15 protein-coding genes are annotated in these 15,441 nt (G+C 31.5%); 12 read left to right on the top strand and 3 right to left on the bottom strand.

What is annotated here, in order from left to right; translation table 11 throughout:
• Nucleotides 1-312 precede the first annotated feature (312 nt).
• The 12 genes from ABD816_RS17585 to ABD816_RS17640 all read left to right on the top strand — a co-directional run bounded on the left by ABD816_RS17585 (nt 313) and on the right by ABD816_RS17640 (nt 13,274).
• Nucleotides 313-2,535: an NADP-dependent isocitrate dehydrogenase gene (locus ABD816_RS17585; RefSeq protein WP_344929635.1), complete on the top strand. Its 2,223-nt coding sequence runs from the start codon at nt 313-315 to the stop codon at nt 2,533-2,535.
• A gap of 139 nt (nt 2,536-2,674) precedes the next feature.
• The gene (locus ABD816_RS17590; RefSeq protein WP_344929636.1) at nt 2,675-4,453 is read left to right on the top strand and encodes an SH3 domain-containing protein; all 1,779 of its coding nucleotides are present in this window, start codon (nt 2,675-2,677) and stop codon (nt 4,451-4,453) included.
• A 138-nt stretch (nt 4,454-4,591) separates the two neighbouring features.
• The gene (locus ABD816_RS17595) at nt 4,592-5,131 is read left to right on the top strand and encodes an RNA polymerase sigma factor (RefSeq protein WP_344929638.1); all 540 of its coding nucleotides are present in this window, start codon (nt 4,592-4,594) and stop codon (nt 5,129-5,131) included.
• A 4-nt stretch (nt 5,132-5,135) separates the two neighbouring features.
• Complete coding sequence (locus ABD816_RS17600; RefSeq protein ID WP_344929641.1) at nt 5,136-5,681, top strand: hypothetical protein; 546 nt, start codon at nt 5,136-5,138, stop codon at nt 5,679-5,681.
• The gene (locus tag ABD816_RS17605; protein WP_344929643.1) at nt 5,662-6,753 is read left to right on the top strand and encodes a hypothetical protein; all 1,092 of its coding nucleotides are present in this window, start codon (nt 5,662-5,664) and stop codon (nt 6,751-6,753) included. Before ABD816_RS17600 ends, ABD816_RS17605 begins: the two co-directional genes overlap by 20 nt.
• 103 nt (nt 6,754-6,856) lie before the next feature.
• The gene (locus ABD816_RS17610) at nt 6,857-7,531 is read left to right on the top strand and encodes a hypothetical protein (RefSeq protein ID WP_344929644.1); all 675 of its coding nucleotides are present in this window, start codon (nt 6,857-6,859) and stop codon (nt 7,529-7,531) included.
• On the top strand, nt 7,524-7,694 hold the full coding sequence (locus ABD816_RS17615) for a hypothetical protein (protein ID WP_344929646.1): 171 nt from the start codon (nt 7,524-7,526) through the stop codon (nt 7,692-7,694). The genes ABD816_RS17610 and ABD816_RS17615 overlap by 8 nt, the downstream gene beginning before the upstream one ends.
• Before the next feature lie 238 nt (nt 7,695-7,932).
• Nucleotides 7,933-10,275: a TonB-dependent receptor gene (locus ABD816_RS17620; protein WP_344929685.1), complete on the top strand. Its 2,343-nt coding sequence runs from the start codon at nt 7,933-7,935 to the stop codon at nt 10,273-10,275.
• Nucleotides 10,276-10,279: 4 nt separating this feature from the next.
• The gene (locus ABD816_RS17625; protein ID WP_344929647.1) at nt 10,280-11,104 is read left to right on the top strand and encodes a DUF4249 family protein; all 825 of its coding nucleotides are present in this window, start codon (nt 10,280-10,282) and stop codon (nt 11,102-11,104) included.
• Between the two features lie 119 nt (nt 11,105-11,223).
• Nucleotides 11,224-12,036, top strand: a complete 813-nt coding sequence (gene murQ, locus ABD816_RS17630) for an N-acetylmuramic acid 6-phosphate etherase (protein ID WP_344929648.1) — start codon at nt 11,224-11,226, stop codon at nt 12,034-12,036.
• Nucleotides 12,026-12,259 carry a DUF6095 family protein gene (locus ABD816_RS17635; RefSeq protein WP_344929650.1) on the top strand — a complete coding sequence of 78 codons (234 nt, stop codon included), beginning with the start codon at nt 12,026-12,028 and terminating at the stop codon, nt 12,257-12,259. Before murQ ends, ABD816_RS17635 begins: the two co-directional genes overlap by 11 nt.
• 67 nt (nt 12,260-12,326) lie before the next feature.
• Nucleotides 12,327-13,274 (top strand): MBL fold metallo-hydrolase, encoded by a 948-nt coding sequence (locus ABD816_RS17640; protein WP_344929652.1) that lies wholly within the window; start codon nt 12,327-12,329, stop codon nt 13,272-13,274.
• Between the two features lie 91 nt (nt 13,275-13,365).
• Here the strand turns inward: ABD816_RS17640 and ABD816_RS17645 are convergent, their stop codons facing one another.
• The 3 genes from ABD816_RS17645 to ABD816_RS17655 form a co-directional block, all read right to left on the bottom strand.
• Nucleotides 13,366-13,785: a hypothetical protein gene (locus ABD816_RS17645; protein ID WP_344929653.1), complete on the bottom strand. Its 420-nt coding sequence runs from the start codon at nt 13,783-13,785 to the stop codon at nt 13,366-13,368.
• A 241-nt stretch (nt 13,786-14,026) separates the two neighbouring features.
• Entirely contained in the window at nt 14,027-14,629 is a 603-nt protein-coding gene (locus tag ABD816_RS17650) for a LytR/AlgR family response regulator transcription factor (protein ID WP_344929654.1), read from the bottom strand.
• 173 nt (nt 14,630-14,802) lie between these two features.
• Nucleotides 14,803-15,372, bottom strand: coding sequence for a Crp/Fnr family transcriptional regulator (locus ABD816_RS17655; protein WP_344929656.1), 570 nt, complete (start codon nt 15,370-15,372; stop codon nt 14,803-14,805).
• Between the last annotated feature and the right edge of the window lie 69 nt (nt 15,373-15,441).

Below are 15,441 nucleotides of genomic sequence, written 5' to 3' on the forward strand. Positions count from 1 at the left end.
AAGTTAAAATTTTATTACAATCTTTTTTTAAAGCCTTCTTTTTTTAAGGATATCTAATTCAGCCTCTTTTTACTTTAAACTAATACTCTTGCTATTGTATTTACACACCTATATTTGTATCTTCGCGCTCGGAAATTCTTATAACTTATAGTAGTACCAAACACAATACACTTTAGTTTTACAAACAACAAGTGTTGCTATTTGTCCAAGAAAGTGAAACAACTACTTATTTCCTTCATAATTATAATATAATAAATTAAGGTGTCTGATGGATGTTAGGATTACAAGATACCTGAGTAAAAACCAAAAAATATGGGAATTGAAAATTCTAAAATCGTTTACACAAAAACTGATGAAGCTCCTGCTTTAGCTACCTACTCTTTTTTACCAATTGTCAAGAAATTCACCAAAACTGCAGGTATAGAAGTAGAAACTAAAGATATCTCCTTAGCCTCAAGAATTCTTGCTGTTTTTCCAGAAAATCTGACAGCTTCACAAAAAGAAGCAGACGCCTTAGCAGAATTAGGAGAACTAGCAAAAAATCCAGAAGCAAATATCATCAAACTACCTAACATTAGTGCTTCTGTTCCTCAATTAAAAGAGGCAATTGCAGAATTACAACTACAAGGATATACAATTCCTGATTATCCGGAAGAACCTAAAAATGACACTGAGGTAGAAGCAAAAAAGCGATATGATAAGGTCAAAGGTAGTGCCGTTAACCCTGTATTAAGAGAAGGAAATTCTGATCGTAGAGCTCCTAAACCTGTTAAACAATATGCCAGGAAAAACCCTCATACTATGGGAGCCTGGACTGCTGATTCTAAAACACACGTATCTACGATGTCTCATGGAGATTTTCGTTCTAATGAAAAATCTATTACAGTAAAAAAAGCTGGAAATGTAACTATAGAGTTTGTGAACGCTAGTGGTACTACTACCATTTTAAAAGAGAATACTCCTTTATTAGCAGAAGAAATAATAGATGCATCAGTGATGAGTAAACGCGCCTTAGTATCTTTCTTAGAAGAACAGGTAACCGATGCTAAAGAAAAGAATATTCTATTTTCTCTTCATATGAAAGCAACCATGATGAAGGTATCAGATCCTATCATCTTTGGTCATGCAGTAGAAGTATTTTTTAAAGATGTATTCACTAAACATGCTGCGACTCTTGAAGAAATTAATGTAGAAGTAAACAATGGTTTTGGTGATCTTCTCAATAAAATAAAAAAATTACCAGATACGAAGAGAACTGAAATAGAAGCTGATATTAAGGAGGCGTATAAGAATGGTCCTAAATTAGCTATGGTAAACTCTGATGAAGGAATTACAAATCTTCACGTACCTAGTGATGTTATTATAGATGCTTCTATGCCTGCTATGATTCGTACATCTGGACAGATGTGGAATGCTGAGGGTAAATTGCAAGACACTAAAGCAGTAATCCCTGATAGTAGTTACGCGGGTATATTCCAGGAAACAATTGATTTTTGTAAAAAACATGGTGCGTTTGACCCCACTACTATGGGAACCGTTCCTAATGTTGGATTAATGGCACAGAAAGCTGAAGAATATGGTTCACATGATAAAACCTTTGAAATAAAAGAAAATGGTATTGTTCGTGTTGTGGATGATTCAGGAAATACACTGCTAGAACATACTGTAGAAGAAGGTGATATTTGGAGAATGTGTCAGGTTAAGGATGCACCGATACAAGATTGGGTAAAACTTGCCGTTAGCAGAGCCAGAGCAACCGATACACCAGCTGTCTTCTGGTTAGACAAAAATAGAGCTCATGATGCACAATTAATAAATAAGGTAAACGAATATTTAAAAGACCACGATACCAGCGGATTAGATATAAGAATTATGTCTCCTGTAGAAGCGACTCGATTCTCTTTAGAGAGAATTAAAGAGGGTAAGGATACTATTTCTGTTACCGGAAATGTATTGCGGGATTTTAACACAGACCTCTTCCCTATTCTGGAATTAGGTACAAGTGCAAAAATGTTATCCATTGTTCCATTAATGAATGGAGGAGGCTTATTCGAAACTGGTGCCGGTGGATCTGCTCCAAAACATGTACAACAATTTAATAAAGAAGGACATTTGCGATGGGATTCTCTAGGAGAGTTTTTAGCTTTAGCTGTTTCTTTAGAACACTTGGGAGAAAAAAATAATAATGAAAAGGCTTTAATACTTGCAGATGCTTTAGATCAAGCAACTATTAAATTTTTAGATAATAAAAAATCACCTTCCAGAAAAGTAAATGAACTGGATAACAGAGGTAGTCATTTTTATTTAGCTCTATATTGGGCGCAGGCATTAGCAGCACAGACAAAAGATACTGCCTTGCAAAACGAATTTAGTGTAATCGCTAAACAGCTGGCAGATAATGAGACTAAGATCATAACAGAATTGAATGAAGCACAGGGCAGCTTAGTAGATATGGGTGGATATTACTTACCAGATACTAAGAAGGTAGAAAACGCTATGCGACCTAGTCAAACATTAAATGCGATTATCGCATGATCGTATATAATTTACATTTTTTAAGCCTGAAAACGAAGATCGTTTTCAGGCTTTTTCTATTCTCACCATATTTATATCTATAAATGTAAAATAATTATTGTAGCTTTAAACTATATCGACTATTATCTAACACTTTTCTATGCATAAGCTTTTATTTTTCTTTACCTTATTGATATGTATTAAAACTGATGCTCAACAAAGTATGTATCAAGACCATATCTACCAAACAAATGTAGTATATGGTTCTGATGTCAATATACGATCAAAACCTTCTCTAAAATCAAAAATAATAGGAACAGAAAATGCTGGATTCGATCTTATACCAACCTGGTCACAGACTAGAGACACCATAAATGGAAAATCAGGGCATTGGGTAGAAATCAAGTACCAAAATAAAACTGCATATATATGGAATCATCTTATTACACAATCATCCTTTAGGTTCCATACAGATACTGATTATAAAGTACTAATAAAACAGGAGTCAAAGAGTGAAATTGGAGTAAAAATTTTTCATAATAACAAACTGATAAAACATCAGTTATTGTTGACACAACCCGATAAAGAATTATACTCCGCTTTTAGCATTGGAGATACGTACAATAGTAATGGTAAAGAAATAATTATCTGTACCTTTACAAAGGATCAACCATTAGCATTTCAATGGGATGGTACTCAACTTACTCCTTTTACAAAAAAACTACCATTATCTTTCCTTTCTGGTAAAAAATGGAAATATGTAATTGGTGACAATGTAAATATCAGAACAGAACCATCATTATCATCACCCATACTCAATACATTAAAATTACAAAGTAAAGTAGAGTTGATAGCGGCAAATTTCAAAAAAGACACTATTGATACTACAATAGGTTTTTGGCATCACATAAAACATGAAGACCAAGAAGCTTACATTTGGAGTGATTTCTTATCAGAATATAGTATAGAGAGCCTTAAAACCGAAGGATTAGTTTTTGCTGTCTATCAAAGTACTTTATTAGCAATAAAAGATGGAAAGGTTTTAGACAACATAGTATCCAACCAATTTTCTATTGATGGTTTAGTTCCTTTGGGCACCTTAGGTCTCGCTAATATAAATGAATTATTTGCATCTTGCGTGTATGGAGGAGGTTGTGGTAAAACAAGTGGTGATGTTATTTATGGGTGGGATGGCAAAAAAATAAGACATATTGCAAATAATACAGGTGTAGGTGACGGAGGGTTATCGGAAAGCAATCAGGTCATTTTTCCTTCGTACAATACAGGTGATGCTAATGACATTATCCGAGTTATAAGTATAGATAGTGAAGCACTAGACATTCCTTCATCAGACTTATCAAAAACTACCTACGAAAATTTTAATAGAAAAGAAATTGAAAAATCATATCGTATTTCTCCTACCGAGATAATCGAAATCCCAAACGAAACTCAAAAAATTGAGGCGTTTATCAGTACAGAATTTAAAGGGTATCAACTGGCATATTTTAGAAATAAGGACTTTAACAATGACGGGTATGACGATATTATTGCGTATGCAAGAAGTACAAAATACAGACCTAACGGCAACTCATTGCTACTCATTTTATTTGGCAATAAAACAGAGACATACACGCTCCATTCTTTTCATAAAAATCTAATTAAACACACAGAAAATGATCCACTATCAAATATTCTAATCAGTGAAAATGGTTTTCAATTAGGGATTTATTATTTAGGCTACTATAATGAATCTCTTCAGCTTGGTGTGGTAAAGTTAGATTATAACTATAGACATGACATTCAGGATTTTCAATTAATCAAAGAGGTAAAATTAATGCCTGCTAATGATGGTTCTTGGGTTAAAAAAGCAACAAACTATACTAAAAACACAGTTTTGTTTAAGGATTCCTGGCACTCTCCGTTATCTACAGTAAATTAACCTCCTCTGTATATCTCACTATTTTAATAAAAATTTATTTTTTTCTTCACGCATGCAACCTTTGGATTTTACTATTGTCAATAGTATTAATTAGAAAGAAAAACATCTTTCATAAGACTAATAACCAAGTATAACTAATTGAAAAATAATATTCTTTATACCCATAAAGATCTTGTAGAAAAAAGCAAATCTGGTGATAGGAATTCGCAATATCAATTGTTCGAGCTCTATGTAGATGCTATGTATAATGTGAGTCTTCGTATGTTAAGAATAAAAGAAGATGCAGAAGATATAGTACAAGAAAGCTTTATAGAAGCATTCAAAAATCTCTCTTCATTTAGATACGAAAGCACATTCGGTTCTTGGCTAAAAAGAATAGTTATTAATAAAAGTATTAATTATTTAAAGTTAAAAAAAATAGCCGTAGTCCCCATAGATACTTACGAATATCGCATTAGAGAAGAGATAGATGAACCCGCAGAAATAGCTGATATACATAAAGTACAGCAAGGAATTAAAATGTTACCCAATGGATATCAACAAATTATCAACTTGTATTTAATCGAAGGGTATGATCATATGGAAATTTCAGAAATACTAGGGATTAGTAATTCGACTTCTAAATCACAATATCATAGGGCTAAGAAGAAATTAATCGAAATTATAAAGTCATTATAAGAGAATGGACAATTTTGAAAAACATATCACAAAGAACAAGCATAGGTTTGACACTCATAAAGCGGACCGAGATAAATTATGGAACGGTATTGAATCAGCACTTGATAATGATAATAAAAAAACAATTACATTTTGGAGATCTCCTTTTTTGAAAGTAGCTGCTAGTATCGTAATTCTCATTGGATCTTTTTTTATAATAAGCCTTTTAATCACTTCTGATCTTGATGACGCTCAAAATAATAACATTGTAAATCAAGAGCTTAAAGATATTGATACTTACTACAATGGATTGGTTGCCTTTCAAATTCAATTAGTAAAAAACAACACTAAACTATCTACAGAAGATAAAACAGAATTTTTATCCTTTATGGATGAATTAGATGAAGAATATTTTCTTTTAAGACAAGAAATGAAAGCAAACTTGAATAACGAGTATATATTAGAAGCTATTGTCAACAACTATAAGAAAAGAATAGAATTAATAGAAAATCTATTGAAACAAATTAATGATTCAAAAAAATCCGAAAATAATGAAGGATACATATTATAATAAAATAGTAGTATTGATACTCATTTTTTGTTTTGGTTATGCGCTTAAAGCTCAAGAAGAAGTATCTAAAATAATTGAAAAATCATATGATTTGACCAATGTAGGAGAATTACAATTGGAGAACAAATATGGTAATATTAATATAAACGGCTGGGATCAAAACAAAATACAGATCAAAATAAACGTTATAGTCAATAAAAAAGAAAAAGAATACGCTCAAGATTTATTAAATAGAATAAAGCCATCGATCTCTTACTCTAAAGAATTTATAAGCATATTCTCGTATATAGAAGAAAAAGAAAATGGTTTCTTTTCAAAATTACTTAACAGAGCCAACCCTTTTGACTTTGATAAAGGAAATATTCAAATCAATTACGATATCAATTTGCCAATTAATGCAGAAGTACAAATTACCAATAAGTTTGGTGATATTTTTACCAATGGCTGGAATGGCAAATTAAACACAAATATAGGACACGGAAATATCTGGATACAAGATAACTTAACAAATGCTTCTATTGAAATGAAATTTGGAAAACTGAAAGCTAAATCTATCGCATATGGTAGTATTAAAATAAAAAACAGTGAATTAGATATTGAAAATTCAAAAAATTTAAGCCTGAATAGTAGTGGATCTACTATTGCCCTAAAAAATATATCCAACTTAGAAATCTACTCTAGTAAAGACAAAGTAACTATCCGACAGGTAGATAAAATACGAGGAGAACTTAAGTTTTCTAATATGATACTAGAAGAGGTTTCTGAAAATATTGACCTTACAATGGATGTAGCCGACTTTAATGCCTATAAAATAACAAAATCAAATGCTAATATTGATATAAAACAAAAATCATCAGAAGTACATCTTAATATATCTGACTTAAACTTTTATTTTAACGCATCTCTAGAACAAGGTTTACTTAGAATACCAAAATCTTTCACCAATATTAATACAACAATTATCGATAAAAGTAAGAAGCTAAGAAACGTTACAGCGTCTTATGGAAATGACACAAAAGGAAAAATTCAGATACATGGGATTAAAGGAGTTGTCATTTTATCCGAAAAATAAATACAATTTTTTCTAAAAAGGTAGAGCTTTACTAGTATTTATAAAATCTATAAGCAACCCATTCCAAATTCATCTGTCAATACTAAAAGATAAATCAACAATCATGAAACAAATAAACAAATTACTATTCCTTTTTATCATTTTTTTTGCGCAACTACCCAATGCGCAAGAGTTAGAAAATTCTGATTATATAGAATTTAATGATAGAAAAAACATTGTACACGGTGTCTACTTGGGTTTTAATGGTAGTTATGGGGAAATGGATAATAAAGATACTCACTTTATAGGACTTAAAGCTGCTTATGTAGCTAATCAAAAGTTTGAAGTAGGAGTTTCTATAAACGGATTCTATTCACAACAAAATTCTATTGGTCGATCCTCTACTTATCAGGAAGACCTAGTAGGTATCTATACAGGTATTCATTTAGAACCTATTTTATTTAGTAAATCAAAAATTAATCTATCTTTTCCTGTACTATTTGGAGTTGGAGTTGCGGGCTATATAGATGACAGTTTCAATGATGATAATGATGAATTTGATGATTCAGAGGATAATGGTGATGCTTTTTCTATAATAGAACCAGGAATAAGTATATTATACAATCTTTCAAGATATGTACAATTAGAAACAGGTATAAAATATAGAATCTCAAGTAGACTTGATATTTTTGAAGGAGGTATAGAAAGAATAAATGGGGTTTCTGTTGGGTTAGGCATAAAAGTTGGTGTGTTTAATATTGGAAGAAATCGATATAAAAAAAACGTCCCAAATGAATAACTTATCCAAAACAAAAAAAAATCAAAAACTGAATGTGATGTATGTATTCTCTAATAACAATCAGGTATACGTAAAAAACACCAAAAACATACAGTTAATTTATGACAACACAAAGGAACAAGAAGAATGGTTTCCCGTTCCGTTTCAATGGAAATTGATATAATTTTTTATAGATCTTAAAATTATATTATTTTATGAATGCTTCAATCAATTACACTACTATAGTATAGAGCTTTAAGTTAAATACTATCTAAAATATAACTCAAAATTAACTCTTGTAACATTGTAGAAGTCATCACATAGTTTTTTCTTTACGATCATCATTTTGCTCAAACTAATCGCTAAAACATATACTTTTGAAAAATAATTTTTCTCCAAACAGCATATTACTTATCCTAACTATGCTGACATTTTTTTCTTCTTTTAGTCAAGAAAAATTCACTATTAGTGGAATTATTTCTGAAGAATCAAGTAACGAAACACTCATAGGTGTTAATGTATTATTTCCTGAAAACAATAAAGGAGTTGTTACCAATGAATATGGATTCTATTCTATAACATTACCAGAAGGTAATTATAAAATACAGATTAGTTACTTAGGGTTTCAGGATATCATTCAGGATATAAATCTCACTAAAAATATACGGCTAAATTTTCAGTTGAAGGAAGCTTCAGAAATGTTGGAGGAAGTAGTTATTAAAGAAGATGTAGAGAAAGTGGATATCAGAAATCCACAAATGAGTCTTAATAAATTAACAGCAGGGACTATCAAGCAAATTCCGGTAGTACTTGGCGAGGCTGATGTGATCAAGTCTATATTATTATTACCGGGTGTAACAAGTGCTGGCGAAGGTGCTTCTGGATTTAATGTTCGTGGAGGCGCAGCAGATCAAAATTTAATTCTGCTAGACGAAGCCACTATTTTTAATTCATCACATCTCTTTGGTTTCTTTTCTGTTTTTAATCCAGATGCTATAAAAGACATCAAATTATATAAGGGAGGAATTCCGGCTCGATACGGAGGACGTGTTTCATCAGTATTAGACATCTATCAAAAGGAGGGTAATAGTAAGGAGTATCATATGAATGGTGGTATTGGTCTTGTTTCTAGTAGATTATTAGCAGAAGGTCCCATTGTAAAGAACAAAGGGGCATTTCTGGTAGGTGGTCGCGCATCCTATGCACATTTATTTCTTCCCCTTTTTGACAATGATAACATTGCCTACTTCTATGACCTTAATACCAAGTTAAATTATAAGATAAATGACAATAACAATATTTATCTTTCTGGCTATTTTGGGCGTGATGTTTTTTCTATTAGTGAAAGTTTTAGAAATACCTATGGTAACACAGTGCTGAATCTAAGATGGAATCATTTATTTTCAGACAAACTATTCTCTAATCTTTCCTTAATATACTCCGATTATTTTTATGGATTAGAATTAGACTTTGTTGGCTTTGAATGGAATTCTGGTATTCGAAATTTTAATGTAAAATATGATCTCAAACATTATATCAGTGATAATTTTCAACTCAATTATGGTGTGAATGATATCTACTATAAATTTAATCCTGGAGAAATTAAACCCAATCGCGATGACTCCAGTGTACCCGAAGAGAAATTAATTGATAAATATGCTAATGAACTAGGTATCTATGTGGATGCAGAGCATAAAATCACTGACGGGCTAACACTTCAATACGGACTACGCCTTAGCAATTTTATACGATTAGGGCAAGACGAATTAAATATATATGAAAATAATAATCCTTTATTATATAATGAAGAGTTTGATATTTATGAAGCGGCAGATCCGATTGGCGTAGAAACATACGATCGAACTGATCAAATTAAGAACTTCACAAATCTGGAGCCTAGAGTTGCCATTGCTTATGCTCTTAATGACAATACCTCGTTTAAAGCCAGTTATAATCGTATGGCTCAATATCTACATCTATTATCTAATACCAGCTCTCCTACTCCATTGGATGTATGGACACCTAGTGGGCAATTTATAAAACCTCAACTCCTTAATCAATATGCAGTAGGATATTTCAAAAATTTTAAAGAAGAAACTTATTCTTTAGAAACGGAAGTTTTTTATAAGGATATCGAAAATAGAATTGATTATATCAATGGAGCAGATTTAATTGCGAACGATGCAATTGAACAGGATATATTAAGTGGAGAAGCACGTGCTTATGGTCTGGAAGTGTTGCTTAGAAAAAATGAAGGAAAATTCAAAGGTTGGTTAGCATATACATTATCCAGATCAGAACAACGTACACCAGGACGGACAGCCGTTGAAACAGGTATCAACAATGGAGAGTGGTATAACACTCCGTTTGATAAAACTCATGATATTTCCTTTAACGGTAGTTATGAACTAAATGATAAATGGAAATTCAATACTAATTTTATATTCCAGACAGGACAACCTACTAACTATCCATCTGGACAATATGAGTATCAAGGATTAGTAATCCCTGTGTACGATGGCTTAAGAAATGAGCAGCGCTTACCCACATATCATCGTATGGATTTGTCCGCAACACTTACTCCCAGAAAAAACAAAAACAGAAAATGGCAGGGAGAATGGGTTTTTAGTATTTATAATCTTTATAATCGTAGAAATGCAGCATCCATAGCTTTCAGACAAAACGATGACAGCTTTAAAAATGAAGCTGTAAGAACCTCTATCTTCGGGATCGTTCCTGCGGTAACTTATAATTTTAAATTTTAACAACATGAAAAAGCTACTATATATACTGACTATCACACTGCTGTTTATTAACTGTGAAGATGTTGTGGAAATTGATGTTCCAGAAGGAGACCCCAGGCTTGTTATTGATGCTTCTTTTCAAAAATATTTTGATGAAGATCCTATAACCACAGAGGGAGGAGTTAAACTTTCACTATCAACTCCTTTCTATGATGAAGACATACCACCTGTGAGTACTGCAACCGTTTTTATTACCAATCTGCAGGATAATACTGTAATCAATTTTGAGGAATCCTCAGAACCAGGATTTTATGTTCCGGATACTCCGTTTTTTGAGCAGCCAGAACTCAATATAGATTATGAGCTTACCGTTATTTATGATAATGAAACCTATAAAGCAACTACTCAGCTTTTTCCTACTGTACCCATAGATAATATAGTACAAGGGGATCGTACTCTTTTTGATGGGGATGAAACCGAAATTATCATTTCCTTTACGGATGATCCTTTAGTCGATAACTTTTACCTATTTGATTTTGATTTTAATTTGTACTCAGCGGCAGAAGATCGTTTTATTTCTGGAGACGGTAATTTCTCCTATTTTTATGACGATATGGTTGCTGGTCAGGAGATCACTATTAAGGTATTAGGAATCGACAAGCAATATTTTGAATATTCAAGTCAAATTATTGAACAAAGTGGTCAGGACGGAGGTGGTCCTTTTGAAGTCCCTCCTACCATAGCCAGAGGTAATATAATCAATACCACAAACTCTGATAATTTTGCTTTTGGTTATTTTAACCTTTCTGAAGCAGATCGATTTAGTCTTACTATTGTAGAAAAAGAATAAGTAGTAAATCAACTATGACTTAATAAAATTAAAATCTTAATCTTATCTAAAGAAGAGCGAAAGGATATAAAACTATGATGAAATAACTGTCTAAAAACAAAATTCAGTATTTTTGAAGTATGACTTTTACTAAGACTACTGAACAAGCATCAAATTATAATCATCTGGAAAAGATGAATATTTCTGAGCTGTTAATGAATATTAACAAAGAAGACAAAACAGTTCCTTTGGCTGTAGAAAAATCTATTCCGGAAATTGAACTATTAATCACTCAAATAGTAAAAAAACTAAAAGAAGGTGGCAGACTTTTTTATATGGGAGCAGGCACCAGCGGTCGGCTTGGTGTTGTGGATGCCAGCGAATGTCCTCCTACTTTTGGAGTTTCTCATGACGTAGTTATTGGATTGATTGCCGGTGGAGATGACGCGATTAGAAAAGCGGTAGAATTTGCAGAAGACAATATTGATCAAGGATGGAAAGATCTTACTGCGTATAAAATTTCACAGAAAGACGTAGTTATTGGTATAGCTGCATCCGGAACCACTCCCTATGTTATAGGAGCTTTACAAAAATGTAATGAACATCATATCATTACAGGTTGCATTACCTGTAATGCAGGGAGTCCATTAGCTGATACTGCTCAATATCCAATTGTAATAACGGTGGGTCCGGAATTTATTACAGGAAGCTCACGGATGAAAGCCGGAACAGCTCAAAAATTAGTGCTTAATATGATTTCTACTGCCACAATGATTCAACTAGGGAAAGTAAAAGGCAATAAGATGGTAGACATGCAACTGAGTAATCATAAGCTAGTAGATCGTGGTACCCGCATGATTATGGAAGAATTACAAATAGAAAGAGAAACTGCTGCTCAATTATTAAAAAAATATGGTAGTGTTCGTAATGCAATACAACACTATGGAACCTAACAGAACAGATAAAAAATTATTAGGCAAAGGTGTACAATATATGGCTATTGCTCTAATATGTATGTTTATAAGTCCGGTAGTATTACATTCTTCTTTTAAAAATCAAGACCATCCTTACTACATCCCTGTATTAATTGTAGGTTTGGTTATAGGTGGTTTTGCTATTTTCATGGCTTTTAGAGGTTTAAAAACTATGATGGATGCTTTCTTTGGAAAAAAATAAATTGTCAAAAAACAAAGGTCAGATCATCAATATTATCAACTAATTTTAAGATCATAAGATCTCAATTATGTTTTATCCAGAAGTAAAAAGTACTATAAGAGAAGATATTTCTATCCTTCTAAAATTAGACAACCACCCATGGAACTATATTTGTGAATGCGGAGACGCTAGTAATCTGACAGTAAGAGAGGTTCAAAATACAAATGCAATCTTCATTAGTCACACCCATATAGATCATTTTATAAATTTTGACACCATAATAAGGCATCAAATAGGAATACAAAGAAGAGTAACCATTTGTGGACCTAAAAACATAGCCAAACAAGTACAGGCAAGAATAAAAAGTTATACATGGAATCTTATAAAAAAAGGAGCAATTATTTATGAAATTAGAGAAGTACTATCCAATCAAGAGATTAAAATTTATGAACTTGAACCTCCTGTATGGGAATTAAAAGAGATTCGTACTATAAAGGATTCTATTATTTTTAAAGAAAAACACTTTACTGTAAATTATACTATTCTTGATCATAAAACTCCTTCAATAGCCTATAAATTTAAAGAAAATGATCTTGTGAAAATTGATTTAAAGGAAAGTGATTTTAAAGGTGGTACCTGGGTAAAAGAACTGAAAAATGCTTTTAAAAATCAAATGGATGATCAAATAATTACTGTTGAAGATAAAAAAGTAAAAGCTAAAGAACTTTTTCATTTACTTCATCTCAAAAAAGGAGATACTATAGGAATCATTATGGATCATCTAGCTTGTAAGCAAAATCACGATAAAATCAGATCTCATTTCTTTATGTGTAGAAAGGTATTTATTGAATGTTTCTACAAAAATGAAGACAGGCAACAAGCCGAAATTAATTTTCACAGCTATGCTGATATGTCAGGAAAAATAATGCAAGAAACTGAAGTAAAAGAAGCAATACCTGTACATTTTTCAAGAAAATATAATGAATATGAAATCAATGAATTAATCCTTGAATTTGAATCTGCACTAAAAAAATAAATCGAGAATGATTTCTCAACTCTCGATTTATCAAAAAAGCTAAGTCATACCCCCCTAGCTTCATTCATCTAAACTGAATATAATATGTATGTTATCTATCTCCAGAAAAAGCCCAGGTATTACCATCTATAGTTGCTCCAATGGCTAATTCACCATCATCTAACGAAATTCCTAAAGAAGATCCATCCGAAGAAACAGAAGCATATGCTCCATCACTGCCTAAAAATCTAAGTCCGGTTATAGAAGGTACTCCATCGCTAAAGCTAATTGTATAACTACTTCCTGATTGTGTAATAGTAGCTGTTCCATCTGTTACTCCTACAACTCCCATTCCATCAGCTGGGGTATAACCCAGTGATCCTGTATACGTACTTACAGTTTCTGTAGGTAATGTTACGAATACATCTGCAGTTACATCATCTCCATCATCATCACTACCACAGGATATTATAAAAAAAACAGATAATACGATTGCTACTTTTCCCAAATTTTTAAATAAATTGTTTTTCATGTTCATTTTTTAAGTTTTAAAATGGTTTGTTTACTTTTAACAAACATCGGTAATAATATATCTCTTATTTATTATCTGTGGAGGTATGTAGTAATTATGTAGATAAACAACATTCTTGTAAGGACAAAAAAGATAGATCAGGAATCTACAGGTCGTTACAAATCAATAAAAACAGGACTAATAATTTTATATCTTTGGACGGTGTAGAAATATGTGATTTTTTAAAATAGACAATACAGTTTTAAATCACTCGCAAACGTGTGTAAATATCATTTTTAAAGGTACGCCCTACTGGAATATGGTGACCCTCAATTTGTATCGTTTGATCATATTCATGGAAAGAATCAATTTTTTGCCAATTGATAATGTAAGATCGGTGAGTCTGTACAAAAAGAGAACTTTTTAATTGTTGGCTTAGTTTTAAAATAGAGTAGCGTACTGACAGTTTTTTATCACCTGATATCACCAATGAGCAATAATTTTTAGAATCTGTGTGAGCAAAAAGGATATCATTAATATTTACTTTCATTAATTTATTTCCACTTTTTATAAAAATAATATTAGAATCTTTTTCATATTCTTTTTTTTCATCGACTTTATTTTTACCTAATACAGAAAAATGTACAGGTCCTTTATATAATGGATTTATCTTTTTGCCTAAATCAACCTGAGATTCATTAATATTGATATGGATATTTAAGGTAATTAAATCTGATGTGCTTCTAATTACTTCTCGCAATATCTCAGAGACACCATTAGCCCCTCTTATTATATTATAGTCTAAACGATCTAATTCAATAGTTACATCCTTTGATTGATTTCTATGATTCTTAACAATGTGCATCTACTTATTTTTTTAAATTACACCACTATATGATAAAATATTTTAAAAATCATAGCAGCTGAAACCTATAGTAACAGGTCAAAAATAAATAGAAGTAAATAGAACATCCTTGATAAATATCAAGAAATGAAAACAACCTAATAATCATTCTGGAATAGAATAGATTAAAGTAGTTACTTACCTCTTATTCTGCTTAAAGTTTCTGGAGTGATATTTAAATAAGATGCAAGTTGCCCTAAGGAAGCTCTCTGAAATAATTCAGGTTTTTTATCAAATAAACTTTCATAACGTTCTGTAGCATTATGAAAATGTAAATCATTAATTCGTTCAATTAAATTAATATGAAGTTGTTGCACAAACAGCCTCCCAAAACGTTCGAATTTACAGTTTTTACTAACTAAATCTTCAAAGTCCTTAAATGATACCTCATATGCTTTAACTGGTTCTAGTGTTTCAATATTAAATTTACTTTTCTCTCTCTTCACTAAACTTTCAAAAACAGAAGCAGTTTCTTGTTCTATACAAAAGTGAACCGTTATATCTTTACCTTCTTTATAATAAAACATACGTGTCATTCCTGAAATGATAATATAAAAATGATTGCAAACCACTCCGGTTTTACACAATAGATAGTTTTTTGGATATTCTTTGTACACTGCTATTTCCTTAAAAGCAGATTCTATTTCAGGGTTTTGAAACAATAATGAAGGGTTTTCTTGATAGGCTGATTTCTTGATTTTCATAACTTATTTAGATTTCACCAAATTTATTTTGAAATTTTACAATGTAATTTATAGTCTTCTTATCTAAGT

Origin of the sequence: Aquimarina addita, assembly GCF_039539305.1 — a bacterium.
GTDB lineage: Bacteria > Bacteroidota > Bacteroidia > Flavobacteriales > Flavobacteriaceae > Aquimarina > Aquimarina addita.

What these genes read in the sequence shown, in the direction of transcription:
- ABD816_RS17585 (WP_344929635.1), top strand. Translation starts at nt 313, where the DNA reads ATGGGAATTGAAAATTCTAAAATCGTTTACACAAAAACTGATGAAGCT.
- ABD816_RS17590 (WP_344929636.1), top strand. Translation starts at nt 2,675, where the DNA reads ATGCATAAGCTTTTATTTTTCTTTACCTTATTGATATGTATTAAAACT.
- ABD816_RS17600 (WP_344929641.1), top strand. Translation starts at nt 5,136, where the DNA reads ATGGACAATTTTGAAAAACATATCACAAAGAACAAGCATAGGTTTGAC.
- ABD816_RS17605 (WP_344929643.1), top strand. Translation starts at nt 5,662, where the DNA reads ATGAAGGATACATATTATAATAAAATAGTAGTATTGATACTCATTTTT.
- ABD816_RS17610 (WP_344929644.1), top strand. Translation starts at nt 6,857, where the DNA reads ATGAAACAAATAAACAAATTACTATTCCTTTTTATCATTTTTTTTGCG.
- ABD816_RS17615 (WP_344929646.1), top strand. Translation starts at nt 7,524, where the DNA reads ATGAATAACTTATCCAAAACAAAAAAAAATCAAAAACTGAATGTGATG.
- ABD816_RS17620 (WP_344929685.1), top strand. Translation starts at nt 7,933, where the DNA reads ATGCTGACATTTTTTTCTTCTTTTAGTCAAGAAAAATTCACTATTAGT.
- ABD816_RS17625 (WP_344929647.1), top strand. Translation starts at nt 10,280, where the DNA reads ATGAAAAAGCTACTATATATACTGACTATCACACTGCTGTTTATTAAC.
- murQ (WP_344929648.1), top strand. Translation starts at nt 11,224, where the DNA reads ATGACTTTTACTAAGACTACTGAACAAGCATCAAATTATAATCATCTG.
- ABD816_RS17635 (WP_344929650.1), top strand. Translation starts at nt 12,026, where the DNA reads ATGGAACCTAACAGAACAGATAAAAAATTATTAGGCAAAGGTGTACAA.
- ABD816_RS17640 (WP_344929652.1), top strand. Translation starts at nt 12,327, where the DNA reads ATGTTTTATCCAGAAGTAAAAAGTACTATAAGAGAAGATATTTCTATC.
- ABD816_RS17645 (WP_344929653.1), bottom strand. Translation starts at nt 13,785, where the DNA reads ATGAAAAACAATTTATTTAAAAATTTGGGAAAAGTAGCAATCGTATTA.
- ABD816_RS17650 (WP_344929654.1), bottom strand. Translation starts at nt 14,629, where the DNA reads ATGCACATTGTTAAGAATCATAGAAATCAATCAAAGGATGTAACTATT.
- ABD816_RS17655 (WP_344929656.1), bottom strand. Translation starts at nt 15,372, where the DNA reads ATGAAAATCAAGAAATCAGCCTATCAAGAAAACCCTTCATTATTGTTT.